Genomic DNA, 11,685 nt, shown 5'->3' on the forward strand with positions numbered 1-11,685 from the left:
GATTAGCGTATTATGGTTTACATACTTTACAAGGTACATAGCCATTATTAATAGCTTCTTGGCGACTATCAAGATATACACGATTGTAGTCACTAATTTTTTGCGCCCCGCGGCAGTCATCGTAGTGGAATTTACTCGTTCGTGCATTCCCCGAATACGCAAACGTTGGTAAAGCCATGGTGAGTAATAAGGTGGCTACCGTAACAGATTTAATAAATATATTCATACCAGTCACAACCTTTCTTTGGTACTACATAAAACTATCATTTACCGCCTAGCGGATAAATGTAAGCAAGGTTTTGAGTTATTATTGTCTCAGTTCGGCTTTTTGTGTATGATATATGTTTATATATTGGTTAGTCTAAATGATACATATTGGGTTTTCGATCTCTAAAGACATTGATTTTGCGGCGAATATCGTCTGTAACACTTAAATCAATCGTGCCAATAGCAACTTCTTCAGAATCGCCTAGATGCAATAGTTCATCGCCCCATGGATCAAGTAATAAAGAATTTCCGGCACATTTTATTTTACCAATATAGCCACAAGTATTGACTGCGCAGAGAAACATTTGGTTTTCAATAGCTCGTGCTGTGTTTAAGATTTCCCAGTGGCGCTGGCGCATAGTAGGCCATTGAGCGGGCACAAAGAACAAGTCGACTCCTTGTAAAGTTGTAGTGCGGATGATTTCAGGAAAACGAATATCATAGCATGTTACACTGGAGCAAGGTATTTCATCTAAGTAGAAGCGGTGAGTTTGTTCGCCCCCTTGAAAAAACTTATCTTCTTTGGCAGGTGTAAAGCTATGAATTTTATCATATTGTGAAATAATAGTGCCTTCGCGATTTACAATATACGAAGTATTATATACTTTATTATCCCGTAAGGTAGCCACCGAGCCACCCACAATATTTACCTCATGTTTTTTAGCTAATTGACTAAGTAAAGTCTGGGTGCGCTCCCCATTTTTATCAGCCTCTTGTGGCAAGTGGTCGGTGGGGTAAAAGCCAGTATTCCAGGTTTCAGGTAAAACTAGAATATCGGGGCTTTCTTTAACGGCCGTTTCCACTAATTCTTCCACATGATAGTAGTTGCGATCTACATCCCCAACGGTTACATCCATTTGTAATAGGGCAATTTTTTTTTTCATTACATACTCCATTCAAAACGACAAGATGGTCGTAAACAAGAAGTTATATACTATATGAATTATAATATAAGTATAGGGGGAGATTTAAAAGGCTGTCAATAGGCATGGGCTGTTTGTTTGTGATATAATATACCTTGTATAATTGTTTTTAAATACAATAAAATAAGTAGGAGGCAATTTATGAAACGTTTCATAGTAGTCTTTGCCTTGCTTGGGAGTTTATTGATGCTCTTAGCAGGTTGTATGTCTGAAACGAAAGACACAACGGCTAGTGCTGCACAAGCACAACCACAGAAAGTAACTAAAACAGTAGCGACGGCAGTACCAAAGGGTATTCCTGTGCTTATGTATCACAAAGTAGGGCCAGAAGAAGATAATGATGCGGTCATTCGTGAGGATTTGTTCAGAGCCCAAATGAAGCTCTTACACGATAAAGGTTTTAATCCTATTACGATGGAACAATTAAATGATTATGTTCGTCATGGTAAGGCGGTGCCAGTTAAACCAGTAGTCTTAACCTTTGATGATGGCTATGAGGATACGTATAGCATTGTCTATCCCGTGTTAAAAGAATATGGCTTTGCAGGCACTGTATTTGTTAATCCAGGCGATGTAGGTACGCGTTTAACTTGGGAACAGATTAAAGAAATGCACGATAATGGCATAACTATTGCTAGTCATGGGTATGACCATGTGCGGATGAATGAATTATCTGATAGTGAGCAATTAGCTAATATTGTAAAAGCACAAATGGCGTTAAAAGAAAAATTAGGCATTGATAATCAATGGTTCTGTTATCCTTATGGTCGTGAAAATGAATATTCTCAAAAAGCAGCTACGGATAATGGTATTTTATTGGCTGTAACCATGAATCCAGGTTGGGTCCATGAAGGCGATAATCCGTATGCTTTGCAACGTATTTGGATTGGTAATGCTGTAGATCTCGCTCATTTTGAAGAACGGATAACAACGGAAGAGTATGCTGATTTATAAGGACAGATAGGAGTTAAGGATGAAACGATTTTTTAGTAAAGGGTGGGTAAAATTTATTCTCGTCATGTTTATTTTTACCATGCTTACCTCGCCCATTGTAGTGCTATTTGGCCCTTTTGATAATCTGAAACGTACCGTTGTGGGCGCTATTATGCGCTCGCGCCATCCTCATTACATTACATGGCTGTTTAATCAGGATGAAATCAATATGATTCTAGGCACGGTAAGTACAGTGCGAAGCCAAGATTTATTTAAGTTTAAAGCTCGTGAAGATACAACGCTTAAAATGCGTAAAATTGAGTCAACTCGTTATGTTGGTTATGTACTAGAAATTCCTGACCCTCGTCGTGTAAAGGTGGCAACGGCTAGAAACATTCAAGAAAAAGGGGAAACCGTAAGTAATATTGCTAAGGATAATGATGCGGTAGCCGCTATTAATGCAGGTGGTTTCCACGATCCTAATGGTACTGGTACTGGTCGTTTGCCGTATGGTTTCATCATGCAAGAAGGGGACTATGTGATTGGTAAAGATGTAGGACCTGATGAAGCGGTAGACTTTGTTGGTTTTACAAAAGATGGCAACTTGATTGCTGGCACATACAATAAAACAGAATTGGCTGAAATGAAAGCGGCTGAAGGTATTACCTTTGGACCACCACTTATTGTAGATGGTAAGAAAATGATTACTGATGGTGATGGTGGCTGGGGTATTGGGCCTCGTACGGCTATTGGTCAGAAAAAAGATGGTACTGTTATTTTTGTCGTTATTGATGGTCGTCAACCTGGTTATTCCACGGGGGCAACGCTTCGTGATGTGCAAGATGTACTATTTGAAGAAGGCTGCTATATTGCTGCGAATTTAGATGGTGGTTCTAGTACGACTTTATATTACAATGGTAAAGTTGTTAATAAACCAGCTGACTTGTTAGGTGAGCGGATGATTCCAACCGCCTTTGTTGTGAAATAGGAGGACCCATGGCATCGTTTGGTAAAGTTTTAAGCGCCTTTGTCTTGGGGCTAGCATTACAAGGCGGAATTTATTATTATTTAGATCAAATTTATTTTGCGCCTACTACTGAGTTTGAAGTGACGGCCAGTGATGGGCAAGAAAAAGACGGTAATTTTCCTGATGTAGGGGAAGGCAATAAATACTATTCACAAGGGCATAAATATATGGCCGTTGTAACGCAAGACTCTGTAAAAGTATATACATCTGGTGAGAAAACACCGATAGATATTGATTTAAAGGGGCGTCAAGTTAGTTATTTTGAGTGGTTGCCGGATCGTGACTTAGCGATTATGGGGTTACATGGTGGTGTTGAAGATAATGTAGTATTGGCTCGTTTTGACCCTGAAAGCCCTGAGCATGAAGTGGATACAACCATGCAAGATTTACCAGCAGATAGTAAAATTGTAGATGCAGCGTTTTCAACGGCGACTAATGTAGTGTATATGAAAATTAAGGTTGCTGAAAATGCATACCGAATTTATCGGACCGATGCGAACTATGACACCCGCCGAGTATACATGCAGGCTTCGAATATAGGCCGAATCGCTGTTTTCTATGATGAGGATATCTTCTTCTACGATAATGTTCGCACTGGCGATGTATTTATGTTTGACGGCACTGAAGGTGGTTGGCGGGTTATTAATCCGGCAGGGCGTTATCGTTTAGTTGGCGTTGATAAAGATAAAGATATTTATATTGCTAAAGTTGATGAAGATGACAAAGTCTTATCTGTATTACAAGGCCGATTAGGCGTTGGCTTTGAAACGGTGGATACTTTTAGTGAGCCACAAGAGTTAAAAGATATTACAGTAGCGTCTATCGAAAAAATGATAAGTGATAAACGTTCTAGTGATAATAAAAAACAATAAATAAGCATAAACAGACTTTTGATTTCAATTATGAGGTTTATGCATAGGTAAGTGAAAAGGTCTGCTGTAGCAGGCCTTTTCTTGACTATATGAACTATGAGGAGGTAATTATGGCTAAGTTTAAAATTAAAAAAGGCTTAAGTGATGCGGAGATGTTTAAAAATGTGGTGGAAGAGGAAACCTTTGAAACAGCGATGTTAAAAGGTGAGGCTGAGAGTAAGCGTCCTGCACCGCTACGAAAGTCCTCTAGTAACAGTCAAGAAGCCTTTTACCGTGAGTTCCTAACTGAGAAGGTAGAGACTCAGATTGGTAAACTTTTACTGGATATTAAGATGGAATATTTTAAAGATGGTGTAGGCGATTTTTCTATACAAGTGAAAAAAGATGGCCGAAATATTATAATCGAAACGGCACCTAAAAAAATTAAATAAGATTAAGAAATATATATTTATGAGTAATCCGTATTGTAAATATGTTGACAAAGAAACTCTTTAGTAGTCTAATAGATATGTGAGATGAATACTAGTTCTATTAAGGGATTAGATAGAAAGTATTCGTTATAAGCGTAATTTGAAGGTGAAATGAATTGTAAGCATCTATAAAATGTGGAAGGTTTTATAGGATGGCAGGTTACAATTTATTTCGAAAGTGAAGGAGAAGGAGTTATGAAAGCGAAAAAAGTAAGAATCATGGAAACCGTCCTCCGCGATGGTCATCAGTCCGTTTTGGCAACACGTATGCGTACTAGCCAAATGTTGCCAGTATTGGAAAAATTGGACTCTGTTGGTTATGAAGCGTTAGAATGTTGGGGCGGTGCTACCTTTGATAGCTGTCTTCGTTTCTTAGACGAAGATCCATGGCAACGTCTTCGCACGTTAAAAGCTCATCTTAAAAACACTCCATTACAGATGTTGTTACGTGGCCAAAACTTATTAGGTTACAAACATTATGCTGATGATGTAGTAGAAGCATTTGTTAAAAAAGCAAAAGAAAACGGTATTGATCGTATCCGTATTTTTGATGCGTTGAACGATCCTCGTAACATGGAAGCTGCTATTAAAGCAGGTAACAAATGTGGCGTTCATGTACAAGGTACAATGGTTTATACTATTAGCCCTGTACATACAAATGAAATGTTCGTAAAAGTGGCTGAAGAATTAAAGGATATGGGCATGAATTCCTTGTGCATTAAGGATATGTCCGGTTTATTAGCGCCATATGATGCAGTATCCTTGATTCAAGACCTTAAAAAACGTCTTGGCGATGACATGATGATTGACTTACATAGCCATTTCACTTGTGGTCTTGCTAGTGCTACTTACTTAAAAGCTGTAGAAGCTGGTGTTGATGTAATCGATACAGCTCTTAGCCCATTCGGTCATGCAACTTCTCAACCTGCAACTGAAAGTATTGTTGAAATGTTCCGTGGTACTGAATATGATACTGGTTTAGATTTAGCATCTCTTCGTGAATTAGCTGAATACTTCCGTGGCGTTCGTAAAGAAATCGCTGATGAATTTGGTATTACGCCAGCTCATGAAGTATTGCCAGAAGTTCGTCATTACCAAATCCCTGGTGGTATGTTGTCTAATACTCAGAATCAACTTCGTGAAATGGGTATGGCAGACAAATTCTTTGATGTAATGAACGAAATGCCTAAAGTACGTGCTGACCTTGGTTACCCTCCATTGGTAACACCTACTAGCCAAATCGTTGGTACTATGGCTATGATGAACGTTAACTTCATGGCTAATGGTATGGAACGTTACCAAATGACTCCTAGCGAAGTTAAAGACTTAGTTCGTGGTAAATATGGTCGTTTACCTGCACCAATTAGCGAAGATATTCGCAAGAAAATTATTGGTGATGAAGAACCTATTACATGCCGTCCAGCAGACCTTATCAAACCTGAATTGGAATTATATCGTCAGAAATTGTCCGAATTAGGTTACCAAGGTTTCACTGATGAAGACGTATTATCCTATGCTATGTTCCCAGAAGTAGCATTACAGTTCTTCGAAAAACACAGCAAACAAGTTATTCTTAAAGAAATCGATCTTCCACGCGAATAATTTGTTATATGTTTAGTCAGTTTTGACTTAAGATATTAATAAAATCAAAGCGTATTATTGGTTCAAAAACCGGCGTTCTTACGAACAATGGTTTTCTCCACCAATAATACGCTTTTTTAGCTAAAGGTAGCATCAAAACTGACTAAGCAAATAAGGGAGGAGGGGGGAGGTGTTCTTACGAACAATGGTTTACTCTGTCGACAACTCTCTTTTTTTTCTAGGCATATCAGACTGACTGAATATAACGGGGGGAGAGAAGAGTTGTAATATATTTCCTCTATTTTATAGTAGGTTAATGTTAGATAGTGTGTTACAATAAGCAATACATAGAGGAGGGATTTTATGAAGCAGTTTATTGTTGATGCCTTTACGGATACTGTATTTCTCGTTCATTTGCACCTAAGCTCAATGTTCCTGAAGATCCAGTTTGTGGCTCTGGTCATTGTCACATAGTACCGTATTGGGCTGAAAAGTTACAAAAAGATTCGGTAGTAGCGTATCAGGCATCTAAACGGGGTGGTACTTTATATTGTTCTATGCAAGGTACTAGAGTAATATTAGCAGGAAAAGCTGCTTTATATGCCATTGCAGAGTTGAAATGTTTATAAGTTGAGAGAGGACCTATGTCATTTGAGAGAGTAAAAACATATTTTGAAAATATTGGTTTGGGGGACCGTGTTAAACTGTTGGAGCATTCAAGTGCTACCGTAGAAGAAGCAGCCATTGCTGTGGGCTGTGAAGCCAAGCAAATTGCTAAAACCATGTCTTTTTTAGTAGAGGAAGAACCTATATTAGTTGTGGTAGCAGGGGATGTAAAAGTAGATAATAAAAAATTTAAAGCAACTTTTCAGAAAAAGGCAAAAATGATTGCTTTTGATGAAGTTGAAGCTTATATTGGACATGCTCCAGGTGGCGTATGCCCATTTGAAGTCAAACCCAATGTTAAAACTTATTTAGATATATCGTTACAGCGTTTTGATATTGTATACCCTGCAGCAGGTAATGACCATAGTGCTGTAAAACTATCTGTGCCAGAATTAGAAACCTATTCTCAATCATTAGGCTGGGTAGATATTGGTAAAGGCGTATAAAATACAGTTAGTTTTTATAGTGTAGAAATAAAAATGGAGTATTGGCGTAGAAAACCATTGTTCGTAAGAACTCTGTGTTTTTGAGCCAATACTCCATTTTGTTGCAGGTAAAAGATTAACTTATTTTACAACCCTAATCATGAATATAGGAATTTCTTCGTACTGCAAATTAGGATCTTTTTGAACTTCGTGACGTACATCTTGAATGACACTAACTTGTTGAACGCCGAGTTCTTTGAATACAGTCATATCCCAAGCGGGCCTAGTTTCTTGACTAATGGCTAAGCTATTTTTAATAGCTGTGCATTCGTCTAACAAAGCGGTATCAATTTGGGCGTGCACTCTGCCTTCATTACGAGTGAACTGTGTTTGTCCGTAGTCGGAATCAAAATTAAGAATCACACCATGAGGTTTTAATACGCGTAGCCATTCTTTATAAGCTGTTTTAGGATCTGGGAGGGTCCAGGTTAAATTGCGACTTAAAACAGCATCAAAGGTTTCATCTTCATATTGTAAATTAGTAGCGTCCATTTTTTCAAAGGTCGCTGTACTATGAAAGTTTTTTGCATTATTTTGAGCATTATGTACCATTTGTTGGGACATATCAATACCAGTAACTCTATGTCCATGGTGACAGAGTAAGAAGGTAAAGAAGCCTGTACCAGTACCTACGTCTAAGATACGTAAAGGGCGAGTTAAAGGGATATGTTCCGCTAATAAATGATGCCAAGCCAGTGCATTGGGACTTTTTAATTCGCGAAGCCGCAATTCATTGAACGCATCGCTACGTGTATCCCAATAAGATTCAATTCGTTTAGATATATTCATAATAGATTCCCCAAGTGTAAGTGAATACGGTATTGTTACTTTAGTAGTATAGATAAATTTTAAGGAGTTTGTAAGCGGGGGTGGGGGTTATTTTTAAATATCTATCCCCCAGGGTGGCTTTTCAAGAACCTAAGAGATAGGTACACTAAAATAAGTAATGTTTCAGTGAGGAGGTGTCGTTATGAGCGTTAATACACATAAGCGGTTTAGTTCGATTGGTCGCTGGCCAATATGGCGAGGTGTATTTGTGGTATGGTTAGTAGCGACACTAACATTTTTGTTGATGCATGCTACACAAGATGATGTGGTAGATATGGTATTTTCACAACAGCAAAGTTTAAGTGCAGCTATGCAGGCTGAAAAAAGAGCGGCCTTAGGTTTAGATGACTCATTGGTAACACAATATGTTCGCTGGTGGGGGCAACTATTTCAAGGTGATTTAGGAAATTCATTAGTAACTGGTGAAGAGGTTAGCAATATTATGAGCAGAAAATTATCTGCTACGTTGGTATTAATGGTTAGCGCTATAGGGAGTACTCTGCTAATAGCTGTACCAGTAGGTTTATGGCTTGCCTGTAAAGCAGGTTCTTGGCAGGATCGTTTCATACGAGGGATTACCGTATTGGGAAATACAATGCCTAATTTTTTTACGGCTCTATTATTATTATATGTAGTAGCATTGCAATGGGATCTATTACCAGTCGTTTCACGAAAAATGGATTGGCAAAGTATTCTGTTGCCTACACTGACTCTATTTTGGTCTATGAGTGCTAAATATATACAACAAACTCGTGCCTTAGCTTTAGAGGAACTTCAGAAACCATATATTCTTGGCTTGCGTAGTCGTGGGCTTAGTTGGTTTATGATTATGAGCCGTTATGTGAGTTTAGCTATTGCTCCGCCTCTTTTAACATTGGTTGCTTTGAGTTGTGGCTCCTTATTAGGAGGCGTAACGATTGTAGAATCTATTTTTATGTGGGACGGCATTGGTAAAATGGCGTTTGATGCTATTACTTCTCGTGACTACCCTGTATTACAAGCTTATGTATTATGGGTATCTTTGTTTTATGTTCTCTTAAACTATGGAGTAGAGCGTTGGCAACAGTATTGGCAAAAACAAGTGCTAGGAGGCCAGCAGTATGAGGAATAATCTAAATAGAGCATCTATGGAGGGTAATCGTTTAGTTTTAAAACAGTATGTTTTTAGCCATTGGTGGTCGTTTCTTTGGCCTGGTCTTATTATTTTTTTAGTGCTTAGTGTAGGCCCATATATTTGCTCTTTTAATCCATATGAACAAAATTTGGACATAGCTTTACAGGGACCTAATAGTTTGCATTGGTTGGGAACGGATCAATATGGCCGAGATGTGTTAGCGCGAGTGTTAGTCGGTGGTCGTTTAACAGTGGGGCTCACCGTATGTATTACTATTATAATTTGTTTAGGAGGAACCCTGTTAGGTCTGTGGAGTGCATGGAAGCAGACTTGGCTGAGTCGCCTAATTGTTAGCTTGACGGATGTAGCTGTATCTTTGCCGGCTTTAGTATTTGCCATTGCCTTAGCCGCGGTACTAGGCGGGGGGATGGAATATGCGGCGTTAGCTTTAATCTGTGTAGGCTGGCCGAAATATGCACGATTAGCCTGTAGTTTGACGTTACAAATTAAAAAGGCTCCTTATATGCAATTAGCTCGCTTACAAGGGCAAAGTGAAGTTGGTATAGTGAGATATCACATTATACCTAATATTATGGTAACCATTATTGTGACGGCTGTGCTGGATTTGGGTGTAGTGCTTATGGAACTGGCGGGACTTTCTTTTTTAGGGCTAGGGGCAGCACCACCACTAGCAGAGTGGGGCAGTCTGTTAAGCTTAAATCGAAGCTTGCTACAGACGGCTCCTTGGCTCATGTGGGCCCCAGGCATAGCAATTATCCTAACTGTAGGGGCGTTTCATTATATGGGCGAACAGTTACGGCATCAGATAATGTACGATAAGCGTTAAGGTAACCTACTTTAAAATAGGAATGCAGGTTAGAGAGTTTTAACCGGTGAGATACTATTCTACGAAGTGTAGTTGTGTGAAAGAGAGTCTGTATATGGTAAAAGAAGTGGAAAGAGTAAAATCACAGTTTTCATTAGGTCGTTTAGTAGGGTTGATTAGTTTATTTATTGTTTTTTTAGGGCTAGTTGGCTGTGGTACAGAGGAACCGAAATATAGTAAAGTGCTTCATTATGGTACAACGGCATATGGCCCTGCTATGGAGAATGCAGGATTGAATCCTCATGTGGCCTATCAGGGATGGAGTGCAGTGCGGTATGGTGTAGGTGAAACGTTGGTACGTTTTACTGAAACGATGGAAGTTGCTCCTTGGTTAGCAGATTCTTGGCAAAGTATAGATGATCATACAGTGCGTTTACATATTCGCGAAGGGGTAACCTTTTCAAATGGGAAACCGCTTACACCAGAAGCTGTAAAACAGAATTTAGAAGCGTTAGTTCGTGATCATGATAGGGCGCCGAAGGATTTGAAAATTGAATCTATAACAGCTGATGATGCGTATATAACGATTCACTCGGTGAATCCTGTAGCTGTATTATTGACCTTTTTAGCGGATCCCTATAGTGCGATTGTTGATTTGAGTGATGGGACACCTGAGGGAATCGTAGTGGGGACGGGTCCTTTTAAAGCTACTAAAGTAAGCGAAAGTGGTATAAGTTTAGTCCGTAACGATCACTACTGGGGTGGCATGCCTAAATTAGAAGGCGTAGAAGTGATACGCATTACCGATGGTGATACGTTGACTATGGCGCTACAAAAGGGTGATATTGAAGCGGCTCAGGGCTTACCCTATAGTTCTTTAAATCTTTTTGCTGATGCCGCGCAATATACCATTAGTTCAGCTGCTACTTCGCGGGTGTATCAGATAGGATTTAATTTTAACAGCTCAGCTATGCAAGATGTACGAGTTCGTCAAGCGATTGCTAGTGCGATTAATAAAGAACAATTTGCCGCTGTATTGTTGAAAGGCAAGGGTATACCGGCCGTAGGACCTTTTCCGAATAATACAAAACTAGGACAAATGCAGGTAGTGGCGCCTATTTACGATGAAAATAAAGCAAAGGTTTTATTAGCAGAAGCAGGGTATAAGGATACTGATGGTGATGGTTATGTGGATAAAGGGGGCGTACCCTTGACGGTACGTTGGTTGACATATACCTCCCGTCAGGAATTACCTCTATTAGCTGAGTCGGCTCAGGCAACGTTAAAACAAATTGGTATTAAGGTGGACGTTAATGCTACAGATGCGTATAGAAGTGTGTTGCAACAAGGGAAGTTTGATGTATTTGCTAAAGCTTTTGTAACAGCACCTACTGGTGATGGTACCTATTATTTTAAGACTAATATTATGTCTGGGGCGGTTGATAATGTGGGACACTATGAAAGTCCTCAAATTGTAGCATTTATGGAACAATTAGACGGCACTGTAAATCCAGAAGCACGACAAAGATTGTTTGAGCAAATGACACAGCAAGTGTTAACTGACAATGCTTTTATTTATGTGGCCCATTTAAAAATGAATTTAGTAATGGCGCATAATGTGATTAATTTTAAAGCGTATCCGACAGATTATTATGAAATTACTAAGGATATAGATCTTAAATGATAAGAGGAG

The 11,685-nt window shown here is 39.1% G+C and carries 13 protein-coding genes; 10 read left to right on the forward strand and 3 right to left on the reverse strand.

Annotation, left to right across the window (positions count from 1 at the left end):
* Window positions 1–10 precede the first annotated feature (10 nt).
* Together NFR44_RS08925 and NFR44_RS08930 are read right to left on the reverse strand one after the other, a co-directional pair.
* Window positions 11–226 carry an Ada metal-binding domain-containing protein gene (locus tag NFR44_RS08925; RefSeq protein WP_251444061.1) on the reverse strand — a complete coding sequence of 72 codons (216 nt, stop codon included), beginning with the start codon at window positions 224–226 and terminating at the stop codon, window positions 11–13.
* A gap of 130 nt (window positions 227–356) precedes the next feature.
* Entirely contained in the window at window positions 357–1,151 is a 795-nt protein-coding gene (locus NFR44_RS08930; protein WP_251444065.1) for a carbon-nitrogen family hydrolase, read from the reverse strand.
* A 180-nt stretch (window positions 1,152–1,331) separates the two neighbouring features.
* On the opposite strand from NFR44_RS08930, the gene NFR44_RS08935 reads away from it, so the two are divergent.
* From NFR44_RS08935 to NFR44_RS08965, 7 genes are all read left to right on the forward strand, one after another.
* On the forward strand, window positions 1,332–2,144 hold the full coding sequence (locus NFR44_RS08935; RefSeq protein WP_251444069.1) for a polysaccharide deacetylase family protein: 813 nt from the start codon (window positions 1,332–1,334) through the stop codon (window positions 2,142–2,144).
* Window positions 2,145–2,163: 19 nt separating this feature from the next.
* On the forward strand, window positions 2,164–3,111 hold the full coding sequence (locus NFR44_RS08940; RefSeq protein ID WP_251444072.1) for a phosphodiester glycosidase family protein: 948 nt from the start codon (window positions 2,164–2,166) through the stop codon (window positions 3,109–3,111).
* An 8-nt stretch (window positions 3,112–3,119) separates the two neighbouring features.
* On the forward strand, window positions 3,120–4,022 hold the full coding sequence (locus tag NFR44_RS08945; RefSeq protein WP_251444075.1) for a hypothetical protein: 903 nt from the start codon (window positions 3,120–3,122) through the stop codon (window positions 4,020–4,022).
* Window positions 4,023–4,132: 110 nt separating this feature from the next.
* Window positions 4,133–4,453, forward strand: coding sequence for a hypothetical protein (locus NFR44_RS08950; protein WP_251444078.1), 321 nt, complete (start codon window positions 4,133–4,135; stop codon window positions 4,451–4,453).
* 234 nt (window positions 4,454–4,687) lie between these two features.
* On the forward strand, window positions 4,688–6,094 hold the full coding sequence (locus tag NFR44_RS08955) for a pyruvate carboxylase subunit B (RefSeq protein ID WP_251444081.1): 1,407 nt from the start codon (window positions 4,688–4,690) through the stop codon (window positions 6,092–6,094).
* 380 nt (window positions 6,095–6,474) lie between these two features.
* Window positions 6,475–6,702 (forward strand): PhzF family phenazine biosynthesis protein, encoded by a 228-nt coding sequence (locus tag NFR44_RS08960; protein ID WP_251444191.1) that lies wholly within the window; start codon window positions 6,475–6,477, stop codon window positions 6,700–6,702.
* Window positions 6,703–6,717: 15 nt separating this feature from the next.
* The gene (locus tag NFR44_RS08965) at window positions 6,718–7,185 is read left to right on the forward strand and encodes a YbaK/EbsC family protein (RefSeq protein ID WP_251444084.1); all 468 of its coding nucleotides are present in this window, start codon (window positions 6,718–6,720) and stop codon (window positions 7,183–7,185) included.
* A 120-nt stretch (window positions 7,186–7,305) separates the two neighbouring features.
* Here the strand turns inward: NFR44_RS08965 and NFR44_RS08970 are convergent, their stop codons facing one another.
* Window positions 7,306–8,013 (reverse strand): class I SAM-dependent methyltransferase, encoded by a 708-nt coding sequence (locus NFR44_RS08970; RefSeq protein WP_251444087.1) that lies wholly within the window; start codon window positions 8,011–8,013, stop codon window positions 7,306–7,308.
* Between the two features lie 181 nt (window positions 8,014–8,194).
* Between NFR44_RS08970 and NFR44_RS08975 the strand changes: the two genes are divergently transcribed.
* The 3 genes from NFR44_RS08975 to NFR44_RS08985 all read left to right on the forward strand — a co-directional run bounded on the left by NFR44_RS08975 (window position 8,195) and on the right by NFR44_RS08985 (window position 11,676).
* On the forward strand, window positions 8,195–9,163 hold the full coding sequence (locus tag NFR44_RS08975; RefSeq protein ID WP_251444090.1) for an ABC transporter permease: 969 nt from the start codon (window positions 8,195–8,197) through the stop codon (window positions 9,161–9,163).
* Window positions 9,153–10,013, forward strand: a complete 861-nt coding sequence (locus tag NFR44_RS08980; RefSeq protein WP_251444093.1) for an ABC transporter permease — start codon at window positions 9,153–9,155, stop codon at window positions 10,011–10,013. Before NFR44_RS08975 ends, NFR44_RS08980 begins: the two co-directional genes overlap by 11 nt.
* Window positions 10,014–10,107: 94 nt before the next feature.
* Window positions 10,108–11,676 carry an ABC transporter substrate-binding protein gene (locus NFR44_RS08985; protein ID WP_251444096.1) on the forward strand — a complete coding sequence of 523 codons (1,569 nt, stop codon included), beginning with the start codon at window positions 10,108–10,110 and terminating at the stop codon, window positions 11,674–11,676.
* Window positions 11,677–11,685: the final 9 nt, after the last annotated feature.

Origin of the sequence: Veillonella intestinalis, assembly GCF_943193155.1 — a bacterium.
Classification (GTDB): domain Bacteria; phylum Bacillota; class Negativicutes; order Veillonellales; family Veillonellaceae; genus Veillonella_A; species Veillonella_A intestinalis.

Excerpts from the sequence above, each read along its gene's own strand:
- NFR44_RS08950 (WP_251444078.1), top strand. The coding sequence starts at position 4,133 with ATGGCTAAGTTTAAAATTAAAAAAGGCTTAAGTGATGCGGAGATGTTT.
- NFR44_RS08980 (WP_251444093.1), top strand. The coding sequence starts at position 9,153 with ATGAGGAATAATCTAAATAGAGCATCTATGGAGGGTAATCGTTTAGTT.
- NFR44_RS08965 (WP_251444084.1), top strand. The coding sequence starts at position 6,718 with ATGTCATTTGAGAGAGTAAAAACATATTTTGAAAATATTGGTTTGGGG.
- NFR44_RS08935 (WP_251444069.1), top strand. The coding sequence starts at position 1,332 with ATGAAACGTTTCATAGTAGTCTTTGCCTTGCTTGGGAGTTTATTGATG.
- NFR44_RS08925 (WP_251444061.1), bottom strand. The coding sequence starts at position 226 with ATGAATATATTTATTAAATCTGTTACGGTAGCCACCTTATTACTCACC.
- NFR44_RS08945 (WP_251444075.1), top strand. The coding sequence starts at position 3,120 with ATGGCATCGTTTGGTAAAGTTTTAAGCGCCTTTGTCTTGGGGCTAGCA.
- NFR44_RS08955 (WP_251444081.1), top strand. The coding sequence starts at position 4,688 with ATGAAAGCGAAAAAAGTAAGAATCATGGAAACCGTCCTCCGCGATGGT.
- NFR44_RS08985 (WP_251444096.1), top strand. The coding sequence starts at position 10,108 with ATGGTAAAAGAAGTGGAAAGAGTAAAATCACAGTTTTCATTAGGTCGT.
- NFR44_RS08970 (WP_251444087.1), bottom strand. The coding sequence starts at position 8,013 with ATGAATATATCTAAACGAATTGAATCTTATTGGGATACACGTAGCGAT.
- NFR44_RS08930 (WP_251444065.1), bottom strand. The coding sequence starts at position 1,151 with ATGAAAAAAAAAATTGCCCTATTACAAATGGATGTAACCGTTGGGGAT.
- NFR44_RS08940 (WP_251444072.1), top strand. The coding sequence starts at position 2,164 with ATGAAACGATTTTTTAGTAAAGGGTGGGTAAAATTTATTCTCGTCATG.
- NFR44_RS08975 (WP_251444090.1), top strand. The coding sequence starts at position 8,195 with ATGAGCGTTAATACACATAAGCGGTTTAGTTCGATTGGTCGCTGGCCA.